The sequence below is a fragment of the Pauljensenia sp. 27098_8_83 genome, from assembly GCF_041432695.1.
GTDB lineage: Bacteria > Actinomycetota > Actinomycetes > Actinomycetales > Actinomycetaceae > Pauljensenia.
On record NZ_JAPWAD010000006.1, the window covers coordinates 22,157 to 47,499 of the forward strand.

The 25,343-nt window shown below is 65.5% G+C and carries 19 protein-coding genes; 14 read left to right on the top strand and 5 right to left on the bottom strand.

From position 1 onward, the window contains the following. Window positions 1–310 precede the first annotated feature (310 nt). On the top strand, window positions 311–3,586 hold the full coding sequence (gene ileS / locus O3656_RS03720) for an isoleucine--tRNA ligase (RefSeq protein ID WP_500062679.1): 3,276 nt from the start codon (window positions 311–313) through the stop codon (window positions 3,584–3,586). Between the two features lie 85 nt (window positions 3,587–3,671). Here the strand turns inward: ileS and O3656_RS03725 are convergent, their stop codons facing one another. The 3 genes from O3656_RS03725 to O3656_RS03735 all read right to left on the bottom strand — a co-directional run bounded on the left by O3656_RS03725 (window position 3,672) and on the right by O3656_RS03735 (window position 7,925). After that, window positions 3,672–6,485 carry a DNA methyltransferase gene (locus tag O3656_RS03725; protein ID WP_500062680.1) on the bottom strand — a complete coding sequence of 938 codons (2,814 nt, stop codon included), beginning with the start codon at window positions 6,483–6,485 and terminating at the stop codon, window positions 3,672–3,674. A gap of 223 nt (window positions 6,486–6,708) precedes the next feature. Then, window positions 6,709–7,128, bottom strand: a complete 420-nt coding sequence (locus O3656_RS03730; RefSeq protein ID WP_500062681.1) for a hypothetical protein — start codon at window positions 7,126–7,128, stop codon at window positions 6,709–6,711. Between the two features lie 290 nt (window positions 7,129–7,418). After that, window positions 7,419–7,925, bottom strand: a complete 507-nt coding sequence (locus O3656_RS03735) for a coiled-coil domain-containing protein (protein WP_500062682.1) — start codon at window positions 7,923–7,925, stop codon at window positions 7,419–7,421. Between the two features lie 86 nt (window positions 7,926–8,011). Here O3656_RS03735 and O3656_RS03740 point away from each other — a divergent pair, with 86 nt between their 5' ends. The 7 genes from O3656_RS03740 to O3656_RS03770 all read left to right on the top strand — a co-directional run bounded on the left by O3656_RS03740 (window position 8,012) and on the right by O3656_RS03770 (window position 16,645). After that, entirely contained in the window at window positions 8,012–9,682 is a 1,671-nt protein-coding gene (locus O3656_RS03740) for a bifunctional folylpolyglutamate synthase/dihydrofolate synthase (RefSeq protein ID WP_500062683.1), read from the top strand. Window positions 9,683–9,802: 120 nt separating this feature from the next. Next, entirely contained in the window at window positions 9,803–10,795 is a 993-nt protein-coding gene (gene dhaK, locus O3656_RS03745; protein WP_500062684.1) for a dihydroxyacetone kinase subunit DhaK, read from the top strand. Window positions 10,796–10,823: 28 nt separating this feature from the next. Then, window positions 10,824–11,465: a dihydroxyacetone kinase subunit DhaL gene (gene dhaL, locus O3656_RS03750; protein WP_500062685.1), complete on the top strand. Its 642-nt coding sequence runs from the start codon at window positions 10,824–10,826 to the stop codon at window positions 11,463–11,465. Then, complete coding sequence (gene dhaM / locus O3656_RS03755; protein ID WP_500062686.1) at window positions 11,462–12,220, top strand: dihydroxyacetone kinase phosphoryl donor subunit DhaM; 759 nt, start codon at window positions 11,462–11,464, stop codon at window positions 12,218–12,220. Before dhaL ends, dhaM begins: the two co-directional genes overlap by 4 nt. Further along, complete coding sequence (gene ndk / locus O3656_RS03760; RefSeq protein WP_500062687.1) at window positions 12,217–12,687, top strand: nucleoside-diphosphate kinase; 471 nt, start codon at window positions 12,217–12,219, stop codon at window positions 12,685–12,687. Before dhaM ends, ndk begins: the two co-directional genes overlap by 4 nt. Window positions 12,688–12,707: 20 nt before the next feature. After that, complete coding sequence (gene smc / locus O3656_RS03765; protein ID WP_500062688.1) at window positions 12,708–16,295, top strand: chromosome segregation protein SMC; 3,588 nt, start codon at window positions 12,708–12,710, stop codon at window positions 16,293–16,295. 38 nt (window positions 16,296–16,333) lie between these two features. Beyond that, a complete protein-coding gene (locus O3656_RS03770) occupies window positions 16,334–16,645 on the top strand; it encodes a hypothetical protein (protein ID WP_500062689.1) in 312 nt (103 codons plus the stop codon). Window positions 16,646–16,740: 95 nt separating this feature from the next. Here O3656_RS03770 and O3656_RS03775 read toward each other — a convergent pair whose 3' ends face one another. Further along, the gene (locus O3656_RS03775; RefSeq protein WP_500062690.1) at window positions 16,741–17,061 is read right to left on the bottom strand and encodes an antitoxin HicB; all 321 of its coding nucleotides are present in this window, start codon (window positions 17,059–17,061) and stop codon (window positions 16,741–16,743) included. A 222-nt stretch (window positions 17,062–17,283) separates the two neighbouring features. Then, window positions 17,284–17,499, bottom strand: a complete 216-nt coding sequence (locus O3656_RS03780; RefSeq protein ID WP_500062691.1) for a DUF7455 domain-containing protein — start codon at window positions 17,497–17,499, stop codon at window positions 17,284–17,286. 236 nt (window positions 17,500–17,735) lie between these two features. Here O3656_RS03780 and O3656_RS03785 point away from each other — a divergent pair, with 236 nt between their 5' ends. From O3656_RS03785 to O3656_RS03810, 6 genes are all read left to right on the top strand, one after another. Beyond that, window positions 17,736–19,856 carry a DNA gyrase/topoisomerase IV subunit B gene (locus O3656_RS03785; RefSeq protein ID WP_500062692.1) on the top strand — a complete coding sequence of 707 codons (2,121 nt, stop codon included), beginning with the start codon at window positions 17,736–17,738 and terminating at the stop codon, window positions 19,854–19,856. Between the two features lie 185 nt (window positions 19,857–20,041). Further along, window positions 20,042–20,980, top strand: coding sequence for a GNAT family N-acetyltransferase (locus O3656_RS03790; protein WP_500062739.1), 939 nt, complete (start codon window positions 20,042–20,044; stop codon window positions 20,978–20,980). Window positions 20,981–20,998: 18 nt separating this feature from the next. Continuing rightward, entirely contained in the window at window positions 20,999–22,021 is a 1,023-nt protein-coding gene (locus O3656_RS03795) for a GNAT family N-acetyltransferase (protein ID WP_500062693.1), read from the top strand. A 219-nt stretch (window positions 22,022–22,240) separates the two neighbouring features. Then, window positions 22,241–23,707: a sugar porter family MFS transporter gene (locus O3656_RS03800; protein WP_500062694.1), complete on the top strand. Its 1,467-nt coding sequence runs from the start codon at window positions 22,241–22,243 to the stop codon at window positions 23,705–23,707. Next, window positions 23,700–24,650: a PfkB family carbohydrate kinase gene (locus O3656_RS03805; RefSeq protein ID WP_500062695.1), complete on the top strand. Its 951-nt coding sequence runs from the start codon at window positions 23,700–23,702 to the stop codon at window positions 24,648–24,650. The genes O3656_RS03800 and O3656_RS03805 overlap by 8 nt, the downstream gene beginning before the upstream one ends. A gap of 151 nt (window positions 24,651–24,801) precedes the next feature. Further along, complete coding sequence (locus tag O3656_RS03810; protein ID WP_500062696.1) at window positions 24,802–25,341, top strand: hypothetical protein; 540 nt, start codon at window positions 24,802–24,804, stop codon at window positions 25,339–25,341. The last annotated feature ends 2 nt before the right edge of the window (window positions 25,342–25,343 follow it).

A 25,343-nucleotide genomic window follows, 5' to 3' on the forward strand; every position in this document is an offset into this window, starting at 1 on the left:
CCGAGCGCTCTCAGGTGCGCTGTGGGCAGACAGACGCTCCGCCCGGTGGGCGCGCCGGAGTTTCTTCGCTACACTTGTTTCTCGCTATGATCCGGCCCGCTCCAGCGGGGTATCACCGGGGAGCATCCGGAAGAAAGAGGAACGCGACAGCCGGCCACGGCCTCGTCCCCTCCAGTAGAACCGGACGGGAGGGCCCGACATAGCCCCAACGAAGCGGCCGCGCCCAGTGTGGGAGCGGCAAGCGGGGTGGTACCGCGGGTGCCGGCGACGCCGGTCCTCGTCCCTGTATAGGCGCGAGACGAGGACACTCATGACGAAGCACGGCTTCTACCCCCGCCACCGGCAAGACGAGGTGGACCCCAGCCCTTCCTTCCCCACGATGGAAGAGGGCACCCTGGCGTTCTGGGCCAGCGACGACACCTTCCGCAAGTCCATTGAGATGCGCGACGCCGGCGAGCATGGCTCCAACGAGTTCGTGTTCTACGACGGCCCGCCTTTCGCCAACGGCCTGCCCCACTACGGTCACCTCCTGACCGGCTACGTCAAGGACGTCGTGGGCCGCTACCAGACCATGAAAGGCCGCCGCGTCGAGCGCCGCTTCGGCTGGGACACGCACGGCCTGCCCGCCGAGCTCGAGGCCCAGCGCCAGCTCGGCATCGAGGACGTCACCGAGATCACCCGCGAGGGTGGCGTCGGCATCGAGGCGTTCAACGCCGCCTGCCGCTCCTCCGTCCTGCGCTACACGAAGGAATGGGAAGAATACGTTACCCGCCAGGCCCGCTGGGTGGACTTCGAGAACGACTACAAGACGCTCGACATGCCCTACACCGAGTCCGTGCTGTGGGCCTTCAAGCAGCTCTACGACAAGGGCCTGGCCTACCAGGGCCACCGCGTCCTGCCCTACTGCTGGAACGACCGCACGCCTCTGAGCAACCACGAGCTCAAGATGGACGACGACGTGTACCAGGACCGCACCGACAACACGGTGACGGTGGGCCTGCGTCTCGAGAGTAAGCTGCGCGAGGACTCGGCGCGCCCCGAACTGGCCCTCATCTGGACGACCACGCCCTGGACCCTGCCGTCGAACTCGGCTGTGGCCGTGGGCCCGCAGATCGAGTACTCCCTCGTCGAGGTTGCAGCCGATCACGCGGGTAACCTCGCGGGCGAGCGCGTCATCATCGCCACCGACCTGATTCCCGCCTACGCCAAGGAGCTGGGCGAGGAACCCACCGTCGTCGCCACCTACAAGGGCCACGAGCTGGTTGGTACCCACTACCACCCGATCTACGACTACTTCGACACCCCCGAGCGCCGCGCTGAAGGGGCCGCCCCCGGCCCCAACGGCTGGTCCATCATCGCCGCCGACTACGTGACGACCACGGACGGCACCGGCCTCGTCCACCAGGCTCCCGCCTTCGGTGAGGACGATATGTGGACGTGCATGGAGTACAACATCGGCATGGTCCTGCCTGTCGACGAGGGTGGCGTCTTCACCTCCGAGGTGCCCGACTACGAGGGCATGCAGATCTTTGACGCGAACCGCTACGTGGTCGCCGACCTGCGCGAGCAGGGTGGCCCCATCGCGCGCCGTGCCCCCGAGATCCGCGCCGTGCTCGTGCGCGAGAAGTCCTACGTGCACTCCTACCCGCACTGCTGGCGCTGCCGCAAGCCCCTCATGTACAAGGCTGTGTCCTCGTGGTTCGTGCGCGTGACCCAGATCCGCGATCGCATGGTGGAGCTCAACCAGGAGATCACCTGGACCCCCGCGCACACCAAGGACGGCATCTTCGGCAAGTGGCTGGAGGGTGCCCGCGACTGGTCGATTTCGCGTAACCGCTTCTGGGGCGCGCCGATCCCCGTGTGGGTCTCGGACGATCCGGCTTACCCGCGCACGGACGTCTACGGCTCCATCGCGGAGCTTGAGGCTGACTTCGGCGTGAAGGTCACGGACTTCCACCGTCCTTTCATTGATTCACTCACGCGCCCGAACCCGGACGACCCGACGGGCAAGTCGACGATGCGCCGTATCTCCGACGTGTTCGACTGCTGGTTCGAGTCCGGTTCGATGCCCTTCGCGCAGGTGCACTACCCGTTCGAAAACCAGGAGTGGTTCGAGAACCACTACCCGGGCGACTTCATCGTCGAGTACATCGGCCAGACGCGCGGCTGGTTCTACACGCTGCACGTCCTGGCGACCGCGCTCTTCGATCGCCCGGCGTTCCGCTCCTGCGTCTCCCACGGCATCGTCCTGGGTGACGACGGCCTGAAGATGAGTAAGTCGCTGCGTAACTACCCGGACGTGGCCGAGGTGTTCAACAAGTACGGTTCCGACGCGATGCGTTGGTTCCTCATGTCGAGCCCGGTCGTGCGCGGCGGCAACCTGATCGTCAAGGAGGAGTCGATCCGCGACACCGTCCGTCAGGTGCTGCTGCCGATCTGGAACACGTACTACTTCTTCACGCTGTACGCGGGCGCCTGCAACAAGGGCGAGGGCTACGAGGCGAAGCGCATCGATCTGTCGTCGCCCGAGGCCGTGGCCGCGCTGGCGCAGATGGATCGTTACCTGCTGGCGCACACTCGTACCCTGGCGGAGGACGTGCGCGGCGCGCTGGACGCCTATGACGTGGCCGGCGCGTGCGAGGCGGTCCGCGACTACCTGGATGTTCTGACGAACTGGTACGTGCGTACTCAGCGTCAGCGTTTCTGGGACGAGGACAGCGCCGCGTTCGACACGCTGTACACGGCTCTCGTGACGCTCATGGAGCTGGCGGCGCCCCTGCTGCCGCTGCTGAGCGAGGAGATCTGGCGTGGCCTGACGGGCGGCGAGTCCGTGCACCTGACGGACTTCCCGGTTATCGACGAGGCCGTGGATGCCCCCGAGCTGGTCGCAGCCATGGACGAGGTTCGTTCCATCGTGTCGGCAGCCCACGCGCTGCGCAAGACGCACCAGCTGCGCGTGCGCCAGCCGCTGGCGTCCCTGCAGGTCGTCTCCGAGCACTTTGCAGCCCTGGAGCCCTTCGCGGACCTGATCGCCTCCGAGGTGAACGTGAAGTCCGTGGTCTTCTCTGCGCCGCAGGACTCGGGCCTGAGCGTTCGCACCGAGCTGGCGCTGAACCCGCGCGCTTTCGATCCGGCCGTCCGTAAGCTGACGAGCCAGCTGTTCAAGGCTCAGAAGTCCGGGCAGTGGGAGGTCGTGGACGGCGAGTGCCGTTTCGCCTCCGTCGAGCTGGACGGGAAGCCGCTGGTGCTCACGGGCGACATGTTCTCCGTGTCCACCTCCGTGGACGCCGCCGAGGGCCAGGTCGCGGACGTGCTGGCGTCGGGCACCTTCGTCGTGCTCGATACGGAGCTAACCCCCGAGCTCGAGGCCGAGGGCTACGCCCGCGACGTCGTCCGCGCCGTTCAGGACGAGCGTAAGAACGCTGGCCTGCACATCGCGGATCGTATCGACCTGTCGCTGACCGTTCCCGCCGATCACGTGGCCGACGTGGAGACCTGGCGCGACATGATCGCCGCCGAGACCCTTGCTCTGTCGCTTGAGGTCGAGGCCGGCGACAAGCTCGCGGTGAGTGTCGCCAAGCACTGAGTGCTGTTAGACAGGCGGGCGGGCTGCGCGAAAGCGCGGCCCGCCCGCCTGTCTCTCCGCGGGTACCTCGGTCGAAAACGTGCGATCAGCTGTCTGTCGCCGTCATCTCCTGGTAGCGCTTGAAGAGAATCGCGAGGCGCTGTTCGTTCGTTTCCAGGGCCTTGCGTGCCCCGAAAGCTCGGTCGACCGCGCGATCGAGGGCCCGGTGAGCCTTGAGCAGGCTCGGGGCCATCGCCAGCGGGTTGTACATGTCGGCCAGGCTGACGCCCGGCTGCTCCGCGCGTGCCTCCAGGACGCCCTGGCCGGCCGCGATGATGGCGGCGCGCTGCTTGTCGGAGACATTGGGCAGCGGCAGGGTGTTCCAGACGATCTTGTTCGAGAAGTTGAGATCAGACTTCAGGCGTCCACCGACGAGTTTCTGCCAGGACATGAACATCGAAGAGCTAATGATTGCGAAGAGGAAGCCATCGGGGTCAAGAGCTGTGTATACCTTGTCACCGGCGATGACGTCTTCACTCAGATGTGCTGCCGTGTAGAAAAGTCGCGTCTCTGACACCACGCGGGGGATCGCAACGTATGGCTCGGACGGCTGTCGGTTCTCTTGGAAGAGGTGAGCGGTCTGGGCTCCCGCAACCGTTGCCTTCTTCTTTGATCCTTGTCTAAAAGTGGCGCATGCTCGCACCCGTTCTTTCAAGATGGGGCTACGGGCAATGTCACGAGGATCGAAATCCTCCGTGTGCATCCACAGGCACCAGCGGTCGAGGCCTCGAACGACCTCGCGGCCCATGCGGAAGGGGCGCAGATACTTCGCCGCGATCGGGTCAGCCGCAACTTGCGGATAGTCACTTATCTCGACGATGAGGTTGCCGCCGTCAGTAGGTTGCGATCCACGTTGCACGGGTGTGACGGAAGATGAAATTGGATGCGTCTGTGGTTCGAGGAAGATATCAGGCCCCTCGACGAGGTAGGGGTTGATGTGGTTGACCGGCAGCGCCTCGGGATGTGCCTTCAGGCTCGAATACGTGAAGAGCACGGGACGTTCCTTCTCGTGCGGTGCTCCCCGGTCGAAGCCCGTGATGACGCAGTGGACCGCGGCGGCCTTCGGGGCCTCTGAGGTCCAGGCGAAGGTCTGGTGAGCGAAACGGATCCTCCAGCCCCCTTCGAGGAGGGGGCGGAAGAGTGCCGCAACGGGCGCTCCTTGTGCGATCGAGTTCGTCGAGACGAAGGCGAAGCGGCCGCCATTCGGGACGGATTGGAAGTAGCGGGACGCCTTGATAAACCATCCAGTCACGTAGTCAAGGTAGCCGTTGTAGCCATCGCCCCACACGAAGCGCAGATCATCGGTCTGCTCCTCGGATCGCATGTGCTGGCCAATAAACGGCGGATTGCCGACGATCCTGACGGTGGGGGAGGGCGGACACACCTGTGTCCAGTCCGTGCGCAGCGCGTTGCCAATCGTGATGTGGGCGGACGTGCTGAGGGGAAGGATCGAGGGGGCCTGGCCGAGCAGCCGCTCCATCTCTCGATTCGCCTGATGGTGGGCCAGGTGCAGGGCCGTCTGGGCGATGCGGGCCGGCCACTCCTCGATCTCGATGCCGAAAAAGTGGTCTAGCTGAACCGCGATGTCGGCGTTTTTACCGCTGTCTTCGAAGAACATCGTGGCCTGGAACTCGTCGTTATCCTTGCGGGCGAGTTCCAGCTCCCGGATACGCACCAGGATCTCGGTGTCCAGGCGGCGCAGTTCGCGGTAGGCGACGACCAGGAAGTTGCCGCAGCCGCAGGCGGGGTCCATGATCCGTAGGTCTCGGAGCTCCTGACGGAGCTCCTTGAGCTTGGCGAAATCGTGCGTGTGTTCTGCGAATTTTTGGCGCAGCTCGTCGAGGAACAGGGGTTCCAGCGTCTTGAGAATGTTCGTCTCGCTGGTGTAGTGCTCGCCGAGCTCGCGGCGGGCCTCGGGGGACTTGACGGCCTGGAAGAGTGACCCGAAGACGGCGGGGCTGATGCCCGACCAGTCGAAGGCGCACGCGCGCATGAGTTCCTCTCTCATTGCGAGAGAGAAGCTGGGAATGCTGAGCGGCTCTGCGAAGATCCCGCCGTTCACGTAGGGGAAACGTGCGATTAGCTCGTCGAGGGTCGACTGACGCCGCTCGGCGGGTGTGTTCAGCGTCTGGTAGAGGAGTGCGAGCTGAGCGCCGAGGTCGCTGCCGTCCTCGCGGGTCCGGGTATCCAGGAATTCAGCGAACAGGTCGCGTTCCCACAGGCCGGCGTCGTCCCCGTAGAGACAAAAGAGCGTGCGGATGAGGAAGATGGAGGCCTCGTGGTCGCTGTAGCCCGATCCGTCCAGGGCCTCGTAGAGGTCGGCCATGACGCGGGCGGCCCGAATCGAGGCCTCCTCCTGCTCGCGCGAACCGACCTGAACCATTCCGTATCCTGCGAGGAACTTCAGGTCGTCGACGTGATCGGGAAGTTGGGCGAGTTTAAACTCTGTGCGCCCTGAATCGATGCCGTCAGCGGTCATCATGTCGTTGTCGAGATCGATGATACGGATGCGGCGGAAGTCGCTGATGATGAGGAGCCGTGGAGTCTCGACGTCGGCGAGGTCGTGGATGTAATCGAGAGCCTGTCCCTCAGCTTCATCCAGGCTCTTACCCGCGGACTTCATCTCGATGAGCGCCTTACCAGGGATGAGAGCGTCGATGTATCCCTGCCGCCCCGTCGACGCTCGGTTAGAACGTTTCTCGTAGGCGATAGCTTTGTGTTTGGTGATGCCAAAGCACTTCATGAGTTTGCGCATGAACTCATGACCTTCTTGTTTCTCGTCCCCCATGCAATCGCTCCATTCGTGGGCGAACTTCACGCATCTGTCGCGGATTGCATTGAGTGAGAGGGCTGTGGGCATGGGCGACTCCTGGTTGTCGACGGAAGTGGACGCGAGCGGTACTCGAGGCCGGTTGCTTGCTCAGTATATCCGGGCTTGACAGTTGGCAAGTATCGCGCGTGAATTTAGCACGGCTACAAGCAGAAATGAGACTCTTTTTCGCACCAGTCCACTGTCTGTAGGTGGGCGCATGCGTGTCGCGACAGCTTGAGAGTGAGGCGGAAGCTGCGAAACAACCGCGCTACTACTTGGAGGGCGTCAGATGCATCATGATCTCGATAGAGTCCATGAACTGGCCCAGCGACTTATTGAACTTTTCGTAGTCAGTGTTCTGGTATTCCTCGCCGACGCGGCCCACCGCGACGTTGACGAAGGACACCTGGTTGTGGAACACCAGCATGGCGGGCGCCTTGATGACGGGCGAGAAGCCGCGAATGGTGATGGAACCGGCCTCGGGAATGGAGAGGATCTCGTCGCGGGAAGAAATCTGGATGATTGCGTCATCGACCAGTACCTCGGGAGTGTCGGCGTTCGGGGAGACGCCGCGCATGAAGGGGAAGACACCGTGCACCCCCTTGAGCAGCCCCTCCCAGGGAACGCGGTAGGTGAGATTGAAGGTGGAACGAATCCAGTCGGGTTCCTCTGTGATGCCAACGAGTAGCATGGCGCATCCTGTCGTCGATGACGGTGATTATGTGATCAGCATCCTATCAGAGCGGTTGTCTGGCCGAGCGTGAGGACAGGCGATGACCGTGCCTGCCCCGGCCTCGTCGCTATTGATGAAAGGGCACCATCGCATCATGCGCGTCAGTAGCGGGCGTCCTTACGCGGATAGGTTATAAGCATGCGGATAGGTTACGAGCATGTGGATAGGTTAATATCCTATCCGTATCTGCATAACCTATCCGCAAGTGCACAACCTATCCGCATGAGCTAGCGTCACCGGGGAAACGGTCACCTATTTGCCGACGCTCTGCGGGCCGCGTCGATTGCCGCCTTCGCCGTCTTGAGGCCGACGCCGGTGCGGTCCTTGTAGTTCTTGACGGCGTAGATCATCCTGCCCTCGGCGATCATCTGGATCTCCACCGCGTTCAGCTCCGGGAGCGAGACTGAGGCCGGGGAAGGGGTAGCAGGAACCGGGGTGGGGGCTGCTGCCTCGAAGGCGGGGGAGGCGGATCCGGCGAGCGCCGTGATACCGGCGTCCGCGTAAGCGGCACGCAGTCGCGCCTCGAGGTTCGCGACCTGTTCCTTCAGCTGGCGGTTTTCGGCTCGCAGCTCTTCGATTTCGCTAGCCTGACCAAACCACTTACCCACGTGCTGCCTCCTTGAGGGGATTACCTTGATGGAAGCAATCCTATGCGTCTTCGCCAACCTGGTGCCGACGATCGGCCTGCGGCGAATACGAAGGTTCGCGGAGAAACCCGCCCCGGCCTCGTCGATGACGATGCGCGGACTGTGCACGACAACGCGCCGTGACCGGTGGAACAAGCCGCCCGCGCGACCCAGCCCGGTAAAATAGCGAAGACACTGTGAGCAGCGGAGGAAACATGGCAGGCGAATCGTTCTTCGGGCAAGACCCCACCCACGAGGACCAGCGCGGTGGCATCCCGGCCGATCTGATCCCGTACCTGGAAGCGGCCGACGAGGTCGAAGACACCGAGGCGGGGGAGAGCACCGACCCGCAGGCCGAGGAGAGCGAGCGCGAGGCTGCCCTACGAGCCCTCGTTGAGCACTCGCTGCTGCTGGGCCCCGACCCGTCGGTCCTCGCCGAGATCGAGGGCGAGGTGGATGAGGACTTCGCCGATGACGCGGCGGAGGAGCGCGACGAGCGCGCCTCACACGAGGCTGCGCTGTCCAAGGCCGAGGATGAGGTCGCCCTCGACGCACGCGTGCAGGAGATCTACCAGTCCATCGTCGCGCGTGCCCCCGAGCACGACATCGACCCGACCCTTGACCGTGTGAAGCTCGCCCTGGATATCCTGGGCGACCCGCAGAACTCCTATCCGTCGATCCACATCACGGGCACGAACGGCAAGACGTCCACGTCGCGCATGATCGACTCGCTCCTGACAGCTTTCGGCATGAAGACGGGCCGTTTCACGAGCCCGCACCTGCTCGACGTGCGCGAACGCATCTCGCTGGAAGGCCATCCGATCACGCGCGAGGGCTTCGTGCGCGCCTGGGAGGACATCGAGCCCTACGTCGGCATGGTGGACGAGCGCAGCCAGGAAGAGGGCGGCCTGCGTCTGTCCTTCTTCGAGGTTTTTACGATCATGGCGTACGCGGCCTTCGCCGACTACCCGGTCGACGCTGCCGTCGTCGAGGTCGGCATGGGCGGGCGCTGGGACGCCACGAACGTCATTGACGCGGGCGTCTCAGTCATCACGCCGATCGCCCTGGATCACACGAAGTGGCTCGGCTCTACCATTGAGGAGATCGCGCGCGAAAAGGCCGGCATCATCAAGCCTGGCCAGGTCGTCGTCATCATGGCTCAGGAGGAGGAAGTCCTCGACATCCTCCTCGAGCAGGCGCGCTCCGTCGATGCGATCGCGCGCGTCGAGGGCCGCGACTTCGAGGTCGTGGATCGTCAGATGGGGGTCGGCGGACAGATGGTCACCATCCGCACGCCTTCCGCGCTCTACGAGGACGTGTTTGTCCCGCTGTTTGGGCGGTATCAGGCGCACAACGCGGCGGCGGCGCTCGTGGCCGTCGAGGCCTTCATGGGGGGCCGCGGCCTGGACGGTCGGATCGTCGAGCAGGGCCTCATGAACGCCTCCAGCCCGGGCCGCATGCAGGTCGTGCGTCATTCGCCCACGATCATCGTGGACGCCGCGCACAACCCCGCGGGTGCGGCCACCCTGCGCGAGGCCGTCGAGTCCTCCTTCGGGTTTGCGCGCATCGTGGGCGTGTACGCGGCGATGGGGGACAAGGACGTCGAGGGCGTCCTGTCCGAGGTCGAGCCCTTCCTCGATCACCTTGTCGTCACGCAGATGCCGGGCGAGCGGGCGGCCGATGTCGCGCGCCTGGCCGAGATCGCGGAAGAGGTCTTCGGTCCCGACCGGGTAGATGTGCGCGAGGCGCTCGCGGATGCGGTCGATCGTGCAGCGGAGATTGCCGAGGCCGGGGCCGAGCCCGCAGATCGCAGCGGAGTTCTCGTGTTTGGCTCGGTGATGCTGGCTGGCGAAATGCTGGCCCTCGCTGGCCACTCTCCGCGCTAGGATGTCATCCAACCAGGGCGGCCGCATCGTGGCGGCCGCCACGGTTGGGAAATCGTGCTCGATGGTGGCACGATTGATCATGCGTACAAGTACAGATGAGCAATGTCGCAAGGAGGCATCATGAAGAAGCTCGTCAATGATGTTCACGCCGTCGTTCGCGAAACCCTCGAAGGTTTCGCCCTGGCACACCCCGATCTCGTCGATGTCCACTACTCGCCGGATTTCGTGACCCGGCGCGCCCCCAAGGCCGAGGGCAAGGTCGGCCTCGTCTCCGGTGGCGGATCCGGACACGAGCCCCTGCACGCGGGTTTCGTCGGCGAAGGCATGCTGGACGCGGCCGTGCCCGGCGCGGTTTTCACCTCGCCGACCCCCGACCCGATTCTGGAGGCCACCAAGGCCGCCGATCACGGCGCGGGCGTCCTGCATATCGTCAAGAACTACACGGGCGACGTCCTCAATTTTGAGACTGCCGCCGAGCTGGCCGACATGGAGGACATCAAGGTTTCCACGGTCGTCGTGAACGACGATGTGGCCGTTGAGGATTCCCTCTACACGGCGGGTCGCCGTGGCGTCGCCGGAACCATCTTCGTCGAGAAGATCGCAGGTGCCGCAGCAGAGCGCGGCGACTCCCTGGAGGAAGTCACCCGCATCGCGACCAAGGTCAACGATCAGACCCGCTCCATGGGCCTGGCCCTGGGTCCCTGCACGGTGCCCCACGCTGGTAAGCCCTCCTTCGAGCTGGGCGAGGATGAGATTGAGCTGGGCATCGGCATTCACGGTGAGCCCGGATACCGCCGCGGTGCGATGGAAAGCGCCGACGCTCTCATCGCCGAGCTCTACGAGCGCGTGCGCGATGACCTCGGGCTGAGCGAGGGTGAGCGCGTCGTCGCCCTGGTCAACGGCATGGGCGGCACCCCCATCTCCGAGCTCTACATCTGCTTCCGAGCACTCGCCGCCCTCCTGAAGAAGGATGGCATCGAGATTGCTCGCCAGATGGTCGGCAACTACGTCACCAGCCTGGAGATGCCCGGTGTCTCCGTGACCCTCATGCGCGCCGATGACGAGCTCCTGGAGCTCTTCGACGCGCCCGTGAACACGGTCGCCTGGAAGTAAGCAACGAAGCAGGACAAGGAGAAGCACGATGAGCCTAGATGCAGCGTGGGCACAGCGGTGGATCGAGCTGGCGGCGGCTGACATCGCCGAGCAGCGCGACTATCTGGTGGACCTGGACCGAGCCATCGGGGACGGCGACCACGGCGAGAACATGGATCGCGGATTCACGGCCGCGCTCGAGGCCCTGGGCCAGGCCCAGCCGGGCAGCGTCGCCGAGGTGCTCAAGACCGTCGCCAAGACGCTCATGTCCACGGTCGGCGGCGCCGCCGGACCCCTGTACGGGACCGCGTTCCTGCGCGCATCGAAGGCCGCCGGTGACGGTGAGCTGGACGGCGCGGGCGCTGCCGCGGTGATCGTGGGCGCGCTCGAAGGGATTCAGGCGCGCGGCAAGGCCACCACGGGCGAAAAGACCATGGTGGACGCGTGGACACCCGCGCTCGAGGCAGCCCGCGCAGCCGCTGAGTCCGGTAGCGACGCGGCCGCCGTCTTCGAGGCCGCCGCCACCGCCGCCGAGGCCGGAGCAGCCGCCACCGAGCCGATGCGGGCCACGAAGGGACGTGCCTCCTACCTGGGAGAACGCTCCATCGGGCACCTCGACCCGGGCGCCGTCTCCACCTCCCTCATCCTGCGAGCCGCCGCGCGCGCGGCGGGCGAGGGCGGCGCAGCATGAGCGTGCGCGTCTCTTATGTGATCGTCTCTCACTCTGCCTCCCTGGCCTCCGGCGTGTGCGAGCTCGCCGCCCAGATGGCCCCCGACGTTCACTTCGAGGCTGCCGGAGGCACGGACGATGGCCGCATCGGCACCTCCTACGACCGCGTGGAGGCAGCCCTCGAGGCAGCCCTTGCGGCCGTGGACGGGGACGGCAGCGGCGTCATCGTCCTGACCGACCTGGGCTCGGCCACGATGACCGTCGAATCCGTCATCGACATGAGCGACGAGCCCGAACGCATTCGCTTCGTCGACACCTGCCTCGTCGAAGGAGCCGTCGCGTCCTCCGTGCGCGCGCAGCTCGGTGAAGACCTCGACCAGGTCGCCGATGTCGCAGCCGCCCTGGCCCCCCGCGTGGACGACGTACCCGCCCAGGAGGCACCCAGCCCCGCTCCCGCGAAGCTGAGCGGGGGAGCGGAAGGGGCCCCGGCCTCGTCGACGTGGGCGCAAGGGGATGCGGTCGTCGCGGACCCCGTCGGTCTGCACGCGCGCCCGGCCGCCGCATTCGTGCGCCTGGCGGGCACCTTCGACGCCGAAGTTACCGTGAACGGGGCGGACGGCGGTTCGGTCCTCGAGCTCATGGCGCTCGGCATCACCCAAGGTCAGAGCGTCCACATCGAAGCCAATGGGGCCGATGCCACAGCCGCGGTGGCAGCGCTGACCGATATGCTTGAAAGCGCAACACCGCAAACGCCAGAATCAAAGGAGACAACGTGAGCGCTAAGAGTGTTCTGCTGGAGCCCCAGCACCTTCTCGACCCCACCCTCGAGCACACCCTCATCGTCGTCAAGCCCGACGGCTACGCCCGCGGTCTGACCGGTGAGATCCTGCGCCGCATCGAGGCCAAGGGCTACACGATCAAGGGCCTCAAGCTCATGGTCGCCTCCCGCGAACTGCTTGCCGAGCACTACGCCGACCACAAGGACAAGCCCTTCTTCGAGGGCCTCCTGGAGTTCATGAACTCGGGCCCGGTCGTCGCCATGATCGTCGAAGGCCAGCGCGTCGTCGAGGGCATGCGCGTCCTCATGGGCTCGACCGACCCGACGACGGCACCGGCGGGCACGATCCGTGGTGACCTCGGTCGCGCGTGGAACAGTCCCCACATGGAGAACCTGGTTCACGGTTCGGACTCTGTGGAGAACGCAACGCGCGAAATCTCCCTGTGGTTCCCGGAGATTTACTGAGTCACGGCTAACCTGCAAGGGTGTACCTCAAAAACCTGACGCTGCGGGGCTTTAAGTCCTTCGCCAGTGCGACCACGCTTGCCCTTCAGCCGGGCATTACGTGCGTCGTGGGCCCCAACGGGTCGGGTAAATCGAACGTCGTCGACGCGCTCGCCTGGGTCATGGGCGAGCAGGGTGCCCGCGCGCTGCGCGGAGGGCAAATGGCGGACGTGATTTTCGCGGGGACATCTGGGCGCGCGGCGTTGGGGCGCGCCCAGGTGGACCTGGCGATTGACAACACCGACGGGCTGCTCGATATTGAGTATTCCGAGGTGACGATCAGCCGCACCCTGTTTCGCGGGGGCGGCTCCGAATACTCCATTAACGGCACTCCCGCGAGGCTGCTGGATGTCCAAGAGCTCCTGTCTGACACGGGCATGGGCCGTCAGATGCACGTCATCGTCGGCCAGGGGCAGCTCGACGCGATTCTGTCCTCGACGCCCGAGGAGCGTCGCGGCTTCATCGAGGAGGCCGCGGGCGTCCTCAAGCATCGGCGCCGCAAGGAGCGCGCGCTGAAAAAGCTGGCCGACATGGACGCGAACCTCGTGCGCGTCCTGGACCTGACGAACGAGATCCACCGCCAGCTGGGTCCTCTCGCACGCCAGGCGCGCATCGCGCGGCGTGCGTCCCTCATTCAGGCGCGCGTGCGCGACGCGAAGGCCCGCCTGCTCGCTGATGACCTGGCCTCTGCGCTGTCGAAGCTGTCCGTGCTCGAGGCCTCGGACGAGTCGGCCGCGACGCGCCGCGCGTCGCTTGAGCAGCAGATAGCTGCTGCGCGCGCCGAGTTGTCACGGCTGGAGGACGCCGAGCGTGCGTCCTCTCCCGCGCTCGATCAGGCCTCCTCCGACTGGCAGTCGCTCACCACGATCACCGAGCGCCTGCGCGGTACGCTCATGGCCGCGACTCAGAAGGTTGCGTTGCGGGCGACCCCCGAGCTGCCGCCGGGCGGCGAGGATCCCGACGTGCTCGACGAGCGCGCCCGCGTGGCAGGTGCCGAGGATGCTGCCCTGGTTGGGCAGGTTGAATCCGCGCGCTCAGCGCTGACGTCCGCGACTCGTGCGCGAGAGGCCGCGGAGGACGCCGACGATTCCGCGTCCCGCGAGCTGGCCCGGGTCAACCGCGTGATCGCCGACCACCGCGAGAAGGTTGCACGCCTGACGGGCGACGCCTCCACGGCGGCCTCTCGCCTGGAGGCCGCGATCGCCGAGGCCGACCGCGCGTGGGGCGCCTACCGCGCGGCCCAGGAGCGCGCCGAGGCCGCCGAGAAGGCCGTGCCCGCGTCGTTCGTGGGCTCCGTTGGTGCGGATGCTTCTGTCGCTGAGGGCTCCTCGTCCGAGGAAGAAGCCGGCGGGGGAGCAGCCCGCGCACACGCCGAGGCCTCCGCCCGCCGCGACACCGCGCGCGCCCGCGTGGACGAGCTGCTCGGCGTCGAACGCGAGGCCCGCGCCGACCGCGCCCGCTGGGAAGCTCGCCGCGACGCGCTCTCCCAGCTGCTCGCCCCCGAGGACGGCACCGCCGAGCTGCTGGGACGACCCGGAGTGCTCGGCCAGGTCGCGCCCCTCCTGCAAGTCACCCCCGGTTTCGAGGACGCCGTCGCCGCCGCGCTCGCTCCCTTCGCCGACGCCGTGGTCGTCGACTCCCTGGCCCGAGGCCTGGGCGAGCTGGACGCGGCCCGCGCGGCCGGTCGCTCGCTGCGGCTCGTCGTTGCGTCGGGTTCTTCTGCTGATCTTTCTGGCGATTCCGATGACGGGATCGGTGCTGCGCGCGCCGATCTGCCAGAGGGGGCGACGTGGCTGTCCGACGTCGTCGCCTGCGAGGGGGCCGCCGCGCCGCTGGCATCCCTGCTGGACGGGGTCGTCTCGTGCTCCCTTGAGACCGCCGCTGACGTGCTGGACATGCCCGGTGTGCGCGCCGTCGTCACGCCTGGTGGCGACGTGCTGCGCTCTTGGTCGGTGGAGGGTGGCCGCCAGGCCTCCTCCGTGCTCTCCGTGCGCGCCGACTACGAGGAGGCGTGCGCGCAGGCCGAGGCCGCCCAGGCCCGCATGGCCGAGGTCTCCGAGCAGCTCAGCGAGGCAAACGCCGACCTGGACCACTGCATTCGCGAGGCAAACGACGCCCTGAAGGCCCTGCGCGAGGAAGACGCGCAGCGCGCCAAGGAAGCCCAGGAACTGGCCCGCGCCCAGTCGGCCGCGCAGGCCGCCCGAGCCGAGGCCGAGCGCGCCCACGACGTGGCCCGCCGCGCAGACGAACAGGTCACCTGGGCCCGCGAGCAGGATGTGGCCGCACGCGCGCGCCTCGACGGGGCGGACACCGTCGGCCCGCCCGAATCCCTTGAAGACGCCCAGGCCCGCGCTGACGCCGCCTCCCGCGCCGCGCGCGAGGCCCGCGAGGCCGAAAACGAGGCGCGCCTGAGCCTGCGTGCCCTCGAAGAACAATCGCGGCGCGCCGCCTCACGCGCCCGCTCCCTGCGCCAGGCCGCCGCCGCCGAGCGCGAGGAGCGCACCCGCTACGCCCGGCGCGAGGCCGCGCGACGAACGGAGCTGGCCACGGCCTCGGACGTGGAGGCAGCCGCCCGCGTGGCCCTCGAGGCAGCCGAGCGTGCCCTGTCCCGGGCCGCAGCCGAACGCGACCGCCTGAGCGAGCGGCGCTCCCAGGTCTCCCAGGAGCTTTCGGATGCACGCCGCGCCCTGGACCGACTGAGCGCGGAGCTGTCGGAGGCCACGGCCTCGGCCCACCAGGGGCAGATCGCGGCGGAGCAGACCCGTCTGCGCGTCGAGGACCTGCAGAGGCGAGCCCTTGAGGAGCTGTCCCTCGAACCCGAGCAGCTGCTCGCCGAGTTTGGCCCGGAGACGCTGGTGCCGATGCTGCCGCTCGACCCTGATCAGGTCGAGAAGGCCGCGGCCGCCGAGCCGAGCGCGTACGTGCGCGCCGAGCAGGAACGGGCGCTCGCCAAGGCACAGAAGGACCTGGAGAAGCTGGGACGCGTGAATCCGCTGGCGCTCGAGGAGCACGAGGCGCTGGCTTCGCGGCACAAGTTCCTCGTGGATCAGGTCCAGGACCTCAAAGCTTCGAAGGCGGATCTGCTGCGCATCGTGCAGGACGTGGATCGCCTGGTTCAGGAGGCCTTCGCGTCGGCGTTCGCCGAGACGCGCGAGCAGTTCGAGCACGTGTTCGGCGTGCTGTTCCCGGGCGGGGTGGGTGACCTGGTGCTTACCGATCCGGACGACATGCTGACGACCGGCATCGAGATCGAGGCTCGGCCCGCGGGCAAGAAGGTCAAGCGCCTGTCGCTGCTGTCGGGTGGCGAGCGGTCCCTGGCCGCGATCGCGTTCCTGGTCGCGATCTTTAAGGCGCGCCCGTCCCCGTTCTACGTGATGGACGAGGTCGAGGCCGCCCTGGACGACATGAACCTGACGCGCCTGCTCGCCATCTTCAAGGAGCTGCAGGAGACCTCGCAGCTGATTGTCATCACGCACCAGAAGCGCACGATGGAGATCGCGGACGCCCTCTACGGCGTCACGATGCGCGACGGCGTCACGACGGTGGTGTCCCAGCGCCTTGCGGACTAGGGGAGTGTACTGTCAAGTGTCACTGGTAGCCTTAACGCATGGTGGAACGATGCAACGTAAGTGAGCGGGACCAAGGCGACAGCTTCGACAATGGCGTTGACTGGGAAGCTTTCGGCGAGCTGAGGACCCGATCCGATGACGTCAGTGAGCCGTGGATTACGGACGCCGATATCTACGACGAGTTCGGTGCTGTGCCTGTGTCTGACGAACGAAGCGTGACTGCACAAAGGGCACGTGAGACCGGTACCTATCATCTTGCGAGCGGTTACGTCGTCACCGATGCTGATCTTGAGGCAGACGCGGTGCGCTTTGAGGATGGGGAGTGTACCGGTGAGTGGAGGATCGTATAGGGAACTCCATTCGTATATCACCATGAAGAGCCAGTTACGCGCGTGCCAGCTGAGAGATTCTGGACCGGGAAACGCCCATGATCCAGGCAGTATCGTCAATGGGATAGGCCTGAGGCGCGTAGTGAACGAGCGACTTCGCGGGATTGAGCAGCAGCGGCTGCCTGGGCATCAATGGCGTCTTGTGTCGCAGCCTTTGCTTCTTTGACGGACTGTGCCTGTGGGATAGCTGGGGTGATGGTGATATCCCAGTCCCTGTGGTCGACATCTGGGTCAATCGTGTCCAGGTAATCGATCACTTGCTGTCGGGCGTCGGAAAGGCGTCGGACCTGCGTCATTGCGTGGTCGCCGTTGAGGAGCTCCCAGCCACCACCGAGCTTGCTTTCCCACCGCTGGGCGGTGACGATAATGCTCGTCATTTCTGTTTACTCCTTTCAATAGCCGCAAGGGCTTGTCGTGTTAATGCGGGCGACACTTCGCGGGTCTGTGTAGTAACAACTGTCTAAACTCGCTGGGCAATGCGATTGCGGTGATTGTCCGGTAGGTAGGGGTTGGCTGTGCTGCGAAACGCGGGCGGGGACCCCGTCGGTCCCCGCCCGCGCCTCAAAGCCGTGCGTCCCGTCGCTGCGGGAGGCTCGCTCTCAGTCGTTCATGAAATGACGCTCGTCCAGGATCTGTGCGCCGCCGCCCACCAGCGAGGGCAGGTGCTCGTTAGCGTGGTGGCCGCAGAAGTACAGCTGGCCACCCGACGGCATCGTCGCACGAACCCAGGCGCGAGCGCCGCAGGCGTCGCAACGATTCGCCGCGGTCAGCTGCGGCTCGTTCAGTACGGGGCGTTCAAGAGTCTGTGCGTTCATGCTTCCATCACACACCATCACCCCGCCGCGCGCACCCCTGTTCACCCGGGGCGCAATCGAGAGCTCACACGCCGACACATCGAAACGGGGGTGTGCAAACCCTCCCGAAGCAGCACCCAACGCGTCCCAAAATGGCACTCACCAGCGCGATCTGGCCCCGGCCTCGTCAATCGTGGAAAGCATCCCAGAACCTGCGCCACGCGCACCGGTGGCCCCAAACGGGCATGGCTCCACCTATGATGCACCTCGTGACTCCTACCGACGCATCCGACTACAACGCACGGCACCTCTCGGTCCTCGAGGGGCTCGAGGCCGTGCGCAAGCGCCCCGGCATGTACATCGGCTCCACCGACCACCGGGGCCTCATGCACTGCCTCTGGGAGATCATCGACAACGCGGTCGACGAGGCCCTGGAAGGCCACTGCGACACGATCGACGTGCGCCTGCACCCCGACCACTCCGCCTCCGTCGCCGACAACGGCCGAGGCATCCCCGTCGACATCGTCCCCGGTCAGGGCCTGACGGGCGTCGAGGTCGTCTACACCAAGCTCCACGCCGGTGGTAAGTTCGGCGGCGGCTCCTACGCGGCCTCCGGCGGCCTCCACGGCGTCGGTGCCTCCGTCGTCAACGCCCTGTCGGCGCGCCTCGACGTGCAGGTCGACCGTGGCGGTAAGACGCACGAGATGTGCTTCCGCCGCGGCGAGCCTGGCGAATTCGACGACTCGAAGCAGCGCACCCCCAACTCACCCTTCACGCCCTTCGTGGACGGCTCGACCCTCAAGACGGTCGGCAAGGTGAAGAAATCCCAGACCGGCACGCGCGTGCGCTTCTGGGCGGACTTCCAGATCTTCCCGTCGACCGAGGGCTTCTCGTGGGAGAACCTGCTGGCGCGCGCCCGCCAGACCGCCTTCCTCGTCCCCGGCCTGACCATCAACTGCTACGACGAGCGCGGCGAAGAAGAGCTCCACGAGAGCTTCCGCTTTGACGGCGGCGTCGTCGACTTCGCGAACTGGCTGGCCTCCGACGGCCCCGTCACCGACACGTGGCACATCACGGGCGAAGGCACCTACAACGAAACGGTGCAGGCGTTGGACTCCGAGACCGGGCACCTGCGCGCCACCGAGGTTGAGCGCACGTGCGAGGTCGACATCGCGCTGCGCTGGGGTATCGGCTACGACACGACCGTCCAGTCCTTCGTCAACATCATCGCCACCCCCAAGGGCGGCACCCACGTGACCGGCTTCGAGCAGGCGGTCCTCAAAACCCTGCGCGCCGCGATCGACAAGAACGCGCGCAAGCTCAAGGTCGGAGCGAAGGACGGGCGTCCCGAGAAGGACGACGTCCAGGCCGGCATGACCGCCGTCATCACCGTGCGCTTCCCCGAGCCCCAGTTCGAGGGGCAGACCAAGGAAACCTTGGGCACGCCGCAGATCCGCACCGTCGTCAACCGCGTGGTCTCCGACTGGCTGAAGGCGAAGTTCGCCTCCTCCAAGCGCGACGACAAGCAGCAGACCTCCCTCCTCATGGAGAAGGTCGTCGGCGAGATGAAGGCCCGTGTTTCCGCGCGCCTGCACAAGGAGATCTCGCGCAAGAAGAACGCGCTGGAAACCTCCTCGCTGCCCGCCAAGCTCGCGGACTGCCGCCTCGAGGACGTCGAGGAGACCGAGCTGTTCATCGTCGAGGGCGACTCCGCCCTGGGCACGGCCAAGGCCGCGCGCAACTCCCAGTACCAGGCCCTCTTCCCGATTCGAGGCAAGATCCTCAACGTGCAGAAGGCCTCGACCGCGGACATGCTGGCCAACGCCGAGTGCGCCAACATCATCCAGGTGATCGGCGCGGGCTCGGGCCGTACCTTCGACTTGTCTCAGGCTCGATACGGCAAGGTCATTCTCATGACCGACGCCGACGTCGACGGCGCGCACATCCGCACCCTGCTGCTGACCTTGTTCTTCCGCTACATGCGCCCGATGGTCGAGGCCGGCCGCATCTACGCCGCCGTCCCGCCCCTGCACCGCATCGAGGTCGCGGGCAAGGGACGCAAGAAGCGCGAGTATATCTACACGTACTCCGAGGACGAGCTGCATCGCAAGCTCGCCTCCCTGCGCCGGTCGGGGCGCACCTGGAAGGAGCCCATCCAGCGCTACAAGGGCCTGGGTGAGATGGATGCCGACCAGTTGGCGGAGACCACGATGGATCGGGCGCATCGCTCGCTGCGTCGTATCACGCTGGCCGACGAGGAGGCTCTGCGCCAGGCCGAGGACGTGTTTGAGCTGCTCATGGGTTCGACTGTGGGCCCGCGCAAGGAGTTCATTGTCGAGGAGTCTGCGGGGCTGGATCGTACGCGCATCGACGCGTAATCACGGGCAAAAATGCCCGTGCGCTGCACAAACGTTCATGCACGTTGCCCATATGTCATGCGCCAGTGTGACTAAAGGCCCGAATAGCCGGTAGGATATCTGCCATGACAGGACTTGCGCAGCGACTCACGCCGCCCGGGTCCGTCCCGTACCCGGGCAATCACCTCGGGTTGCGCTGGCGGCCCATGATCGGCGGCGATGCCCCCGCCGTGTACGCGCTTATCGCCCTGATCGAAGACGATGACAACGCCATTCGGCGCACCTCCGTCGACGACATCGCGGACATGATGGAGGGCGAGAACGGGCGCGACTGGGTCGACACCATCGTCGGCCTCGACGCGAAGCGAAACATTTGCGCGGTGGCATCCGTGCGCGTGCTGCGCGGTATCCATGAGGCTGCAACCGCCATCGTGAGCGCTTACATTCACCCGCACTGGCGTGGCCGAGGCGTGGGCCGAGCCCTGCTGTACTGGCAGGACGGGCGCGCTCGCCAGATGCTCGTCGAGGCATTCGGTGCCGAGTCCGAGGTCCCGGTGTCCATCTCGAACCTCGTTGACGCGCACATGACCGACCGTCGCCGCCTCTACATTGCGGCCGGTTTCTTTGCCAAGCGCACCTACCAGGTCATGTACCGTGACCTTGCTGGTGGCGAGGTTGCTCCGCAGCCGCGCCATGGCTACCGCGTCCTGCCATGGACCCAGGTTCCGCAGGAGCAGGTTCGTGCCATCCACATGGAGGCTTTCCAGCAGTCGTTCCGTTCCCCGCTGCGTGCCCTGTGGTGGGATGACGCGATGAATCACTTTGATCCGCGGTGGTCTTTCGTCGCTGTCGATTCCGAGGGTGACGTGGTCGGCTATGCGATGACGGGGCGCCCCGCGCAGCGCTGGGTGGCCACAGGTCGGCCCGAGGCGTACATCTACCTGCTGGGCGTCGCCGAAGCTCACCGTGGCCGTTCCGTGGCGACGGCTCTCGTGGGGCACACGGTCGCGGCAGCGTCGGCCTCGGGAGTGAGTCGGATCGGCTTGGATGTCGATATGTCGAGTCCCGACGGCGCGCATAATATCTATGAACACCTTGGCTTCGTTGATGAAGCCGCCGAGGTTTATTACACGATCGACCAGTAGAGTCGGAAGGAGACGAGCATGAGCATTCCTCTCGCGCAGCGAGCAAATGCCCCGGAGTTCGTCCCCTTCCCGGGCGAGCATCATGGGATCGAGTGGGAGGAGCTGACGCCTGCCCACCACACGGGTCTTGCTGCCCTGTTTGCTCGCATGGAGGCCCGCGATAATCCGCCGTATCGCACGAGCCCGGATGAGGTTGCAGAGATGCTCTCGGGTGCCTCGCAGTGGCGTGGCCTGGTAGGTATCGCACGGAGAGGAATCGCGGCGGGTCGCATCGTCGCCTTTGCTCAGGTGGTCCTGCGTTTCCCTGGGCGAGTGGAGTGCGTGTGCGTCGGGGGAGTGGACCCCGACTTTCGGCGCATCGGCCTCGGCAATGCGATCGTCGACTGGCAGGAGGGTACTGCCCGCCAGATGCTGGCCGAGGTTGAGGGTGATGCTCCCGCCCAGATCACCTGTCACGTCGAGACCGGCCAGGATGACCTCGAGGTGCAGCTGAAAGTCCATGGTTTCCGTTGGACGCGCACCTACTACGAACTGCGCGCTTCGCTCGAGGGACTGCCGCAGCTGCCTGGCCTGGGCTCGTACATGAGCATCGAGGCCTGGGGCCCCCAGTGGGAGGAACCTGCCCTGCGTGCGGCGAACCGCCTCAACGAGTCCGAGTGGGGTCGGCCCCCGCTCACTCAGGAGCAGTGGATGCAGGGGCGCACGGCCTTCGCTCCCGAATGGTCGTTCGTCGCCGTCGACCGCACGGGGGATCGCCCCCGCGTCGCCGGCTTCCTGCTGGCATCGTGTTACGAGCAGGATTGGGCGGCTCTGGGCTGGCGCGAGGGGTACATCGACCAGCTGGGCGTCCTGTCCCAGTGGCGCGACAGTCGCGTCGCGGACGCACTGATCCTGGCGTCGATGTGGGCGCAGAAGCGCGACGGCATGGACCGTGCGGGCACGGGCGTGGGCTCCGCGAACCATACGGGCGCGCTCGCCATCTACGACTACCTGGGCTTCCGTACGGTGGGCCAGACGAGGCTGTACGCCATCGAGATCTGACTGTCGTTTCGCATGGTGGACGTTTCCGCGCATTCCCTTGTGTTATCATCGTTACTTTTTCTTTGTCGGTGGGCGCTGTTCTTCCTTTTTCTTTTCAGTTTTCACGTAACCGCTCCCTAGGTCCTAATCGTCTGACCAATTAAATTCTTAGGCTCACTGCGGAGGACCGCGAGCGTCCTCGGCGCCACGCGCGCCCCATCTCCACAGTGCGGAGCCAGCATGACTACGAAGTCGTCAGCACCAACCAAGTCCATTCCGCCTCTGGTCATTCGAAGCGCCATCGTTGCCTCCCTCGGCGGCCTGCTCTTCGGCTTTGACACAGCGGTCATTTCCGGCGCGGAAGAAAAGCTCACCAAGCTCTACGCGCTCTCCTCCATGGGGGAGGGCATGATCGTTGCCATCGCAACCATCGGCACGATCTGCGGTGCCATCGTCGCCGGTAAACTCGCCGACCGCTTTGGCCGTAAACCCATCCTCTTCTGGATCGGCATTCTCTTCGGCGTGGGTGCGCTGGCCACTGCCCTGGCGCCTGTGCCTACCCTGGTGACAGCTGCTGACGGCACGGTCTCGGCCTCGTCCGCCTTCCCGATCACCTTCTTCATGGTGTTCCGCTTCCTGGGCGGCGTCGGCGTCGGCCTGTCCTCCGTGGTCGCTCCCATTTACACCGCCGAAATCGCCCCCGCCCGCGTGCGCGGACGCCTGGTCGGCCTGGTCCAGTTCAACATCGTCTTCGGTATCCTCCTGGCCTACGCCTCCAACGCGGTCATCCGCGAAATTGCGCACGAAGACACCGCGTGGCGCTGGATGCTCGGCGTCATGGCCGTGCCCGCTGTCTTCTTCCTGATTTTCCTTGCAACCGTGCCCGAGACTCCTCGCTGGCTACTTGCCCACGGCCACGAGGAACGCGCCGTCAAGATTTCTGAGCGCCTGACCTCTACGCAGGAGGAGAGCATCGAACAGATTGGCGAGATTAAGACACAGATCGCCGAGGATGCCGCTGGCGGCAAGGTCGCTTTCTTTACGCGCCGCTACCGCAAGGTCATCCTCATGGCCTTCTGCATCGCGATGTTCAACCAGCTCTCGGGCATTAACGCCATCCTCTACTACGCGCCCAAGGTCATGAAGCTTGCCGGTGGTGAACAGGTGCTCGGACCGGCATTCCCCTATGTCGCATCCGTCATTGTCGGCCTCATGAACTTGATTGCCACGATGGCCGCCCTGACCGTCATCGATAAGCTTGGTCGCCGCCAGCTCATGATTGTTGGTTCCATCGGCTACCTCGTGTCGTTGGGCTTCCTGTCGGCCATCATGTTCGCCTACAAGGGAGGAGCATTCGAGGAAGGAAGTGCTGTCCCGGTGTGGCTGATCCTGATTGGCCTGCTTGCCTTCATCGCCTCTCACGCGTTCGGTCAAGGGTCCGTTATCTGGGTGTTCATTTCGGAGATCTTCCCCAACCGTGTACGCGCGCGCGGCCAGTCCCTCGGTTCGCTCACACACTGGGTCTTCGCCTTCATTACCACCTACGCGTTCCCGGTGCTCACGGATAAGCTCGGCGGTGGATTCGCATTCGGGCTGTTCTTCCTCGCGATGGTTGGTCAGCTATTCTGGGTCCTGAAGGTGATGCCCGAAACGAAGGGCATCCCGCTCGAAGAAATGGAAGAGAAACTGGGGTTGACGAATGACTAGAATCGTGAACATCGGGGAAGCTCTCATCGATGAGATCACCCGCCCGAACAGTGAACCCGTCGAGGTCGTCGGGGGATCGATGCTCAACGTCGCAGCCGGACTGACCCGGCTAGGGCATGAATCCGAACTGGCAACATGGTTCGGCCGCGATGCCCGCGGCAACAAGGTCCGCGCTCACGCCGAAGCGGCGGGGGTGACCCTGACTCCCGGCTCCGATGGGGCTGACTTCACGACGGTCGCTCATGCGACCCTTGATGAGCGAGGCCGTGCCACCTACGAATTCGATCTGTCGTGGGATGTGCCCGCGGTGGAGGATCCCGACAGTGTCGGGCACGTGCACACCGGCTCGTACGCAGTTGTCCTTGAGCCCGGTGCCGACAAGGTCCTGGCGGCTGTCAAGCGCCAGGCCATCCGCGGTACCGTCTCCTACGACCCGAACATCCGCCCCGCCCTGCTCGGTACTCCCGACGAGGCCCGCCCGCACATTGAGGCGATCGTGGCCCTCTCGGACGTCGTGAAGGCGTCGGATGAGGACCTGGAGTGGCTGTACCCGGGCCGCCCCGTTGAGGACGTTATCCGCGAGTGGTCGCAGTCCGGTCCGTCGCTGATCCTGTGCACGCGCGGCCCCTGGGGCGTCTACATCAAGGCGGCCGCCGAGCGCGACATGCTCGTCGTCGACCCGCTGGACGTTGAGCTGGTGGACACCGTGGGCGCGGGTGACTCGCTCATGGCTGGCCTGATCTCGGGTCTGGTGGATGCGGGTCTCCTGGGCTCGGGCGAGGCGAAGCAGCGTCTGCGCGAGGCCTCGTGGGATCAGATCCTGCCCGCCATCCACCGCGGCATCATCACTTCGGGCATCACTATCCTGTACCAGGGTGCATACTCGCCCACGCGTGACGAGGTAGCCGACATCCTGGCTGCCGATCGGACGCTGCGGGGCTGACAGGAAGCATCCCTGAACGAATGGGTGTGGGCCCGGCCAATCGGCCGGGCCCACACCCATATCTGCCGGTCTGTGGTCGCTGTGCGGTCTTCGGACACGCTTGTCAATGTGAACAAGTGGTCATATGCTTGCAGGGGTCTCATAGTGTTCCGTGGAACACGTCATTTTCGGCCTTGGTATTCGTGGAGGTGACGCGTGGCTGACGTTGGCTTTGACTCTGATAAGCATGCCCAAACAAGCGGAGATATGGAGAAGGGGGGGGCAATCGCTCACTGACTCCTCTCAGGCGATCAGTCGATTGATCGATGCTCAGAAGGCGTCATACTGGTCCGAAGAGGCGGGGTTTCAGGCGATGCGCCGCTCGTTGATTGCATATCTGCGGACTGAGAAAGACGTCGTCTCCAACCAAAAGGTCCGTTTCCAGAAATTTGATGGCGACGTCAATACAGCTGTGAGCGCTTTTGAAGCCGCCGAGCAGGGTAACGCCGATGAGCTCGCTCGGATCCTCGCTTCTATGGACCCGCAGCCTGCAGGCTCACCCTCATCCCCTGCGACGCAGGCACCCTCGCAGATCGCGGGCGGGGGCACAACACAGTCTGGAAATGCCAACGGTGCTGCGACGCCTAGCGCAGGTAGTAGTAGTTCCGGCGCCGGCACAAGTCCCACGCAGAACGCGCCGTCTGAGGTCTGAGA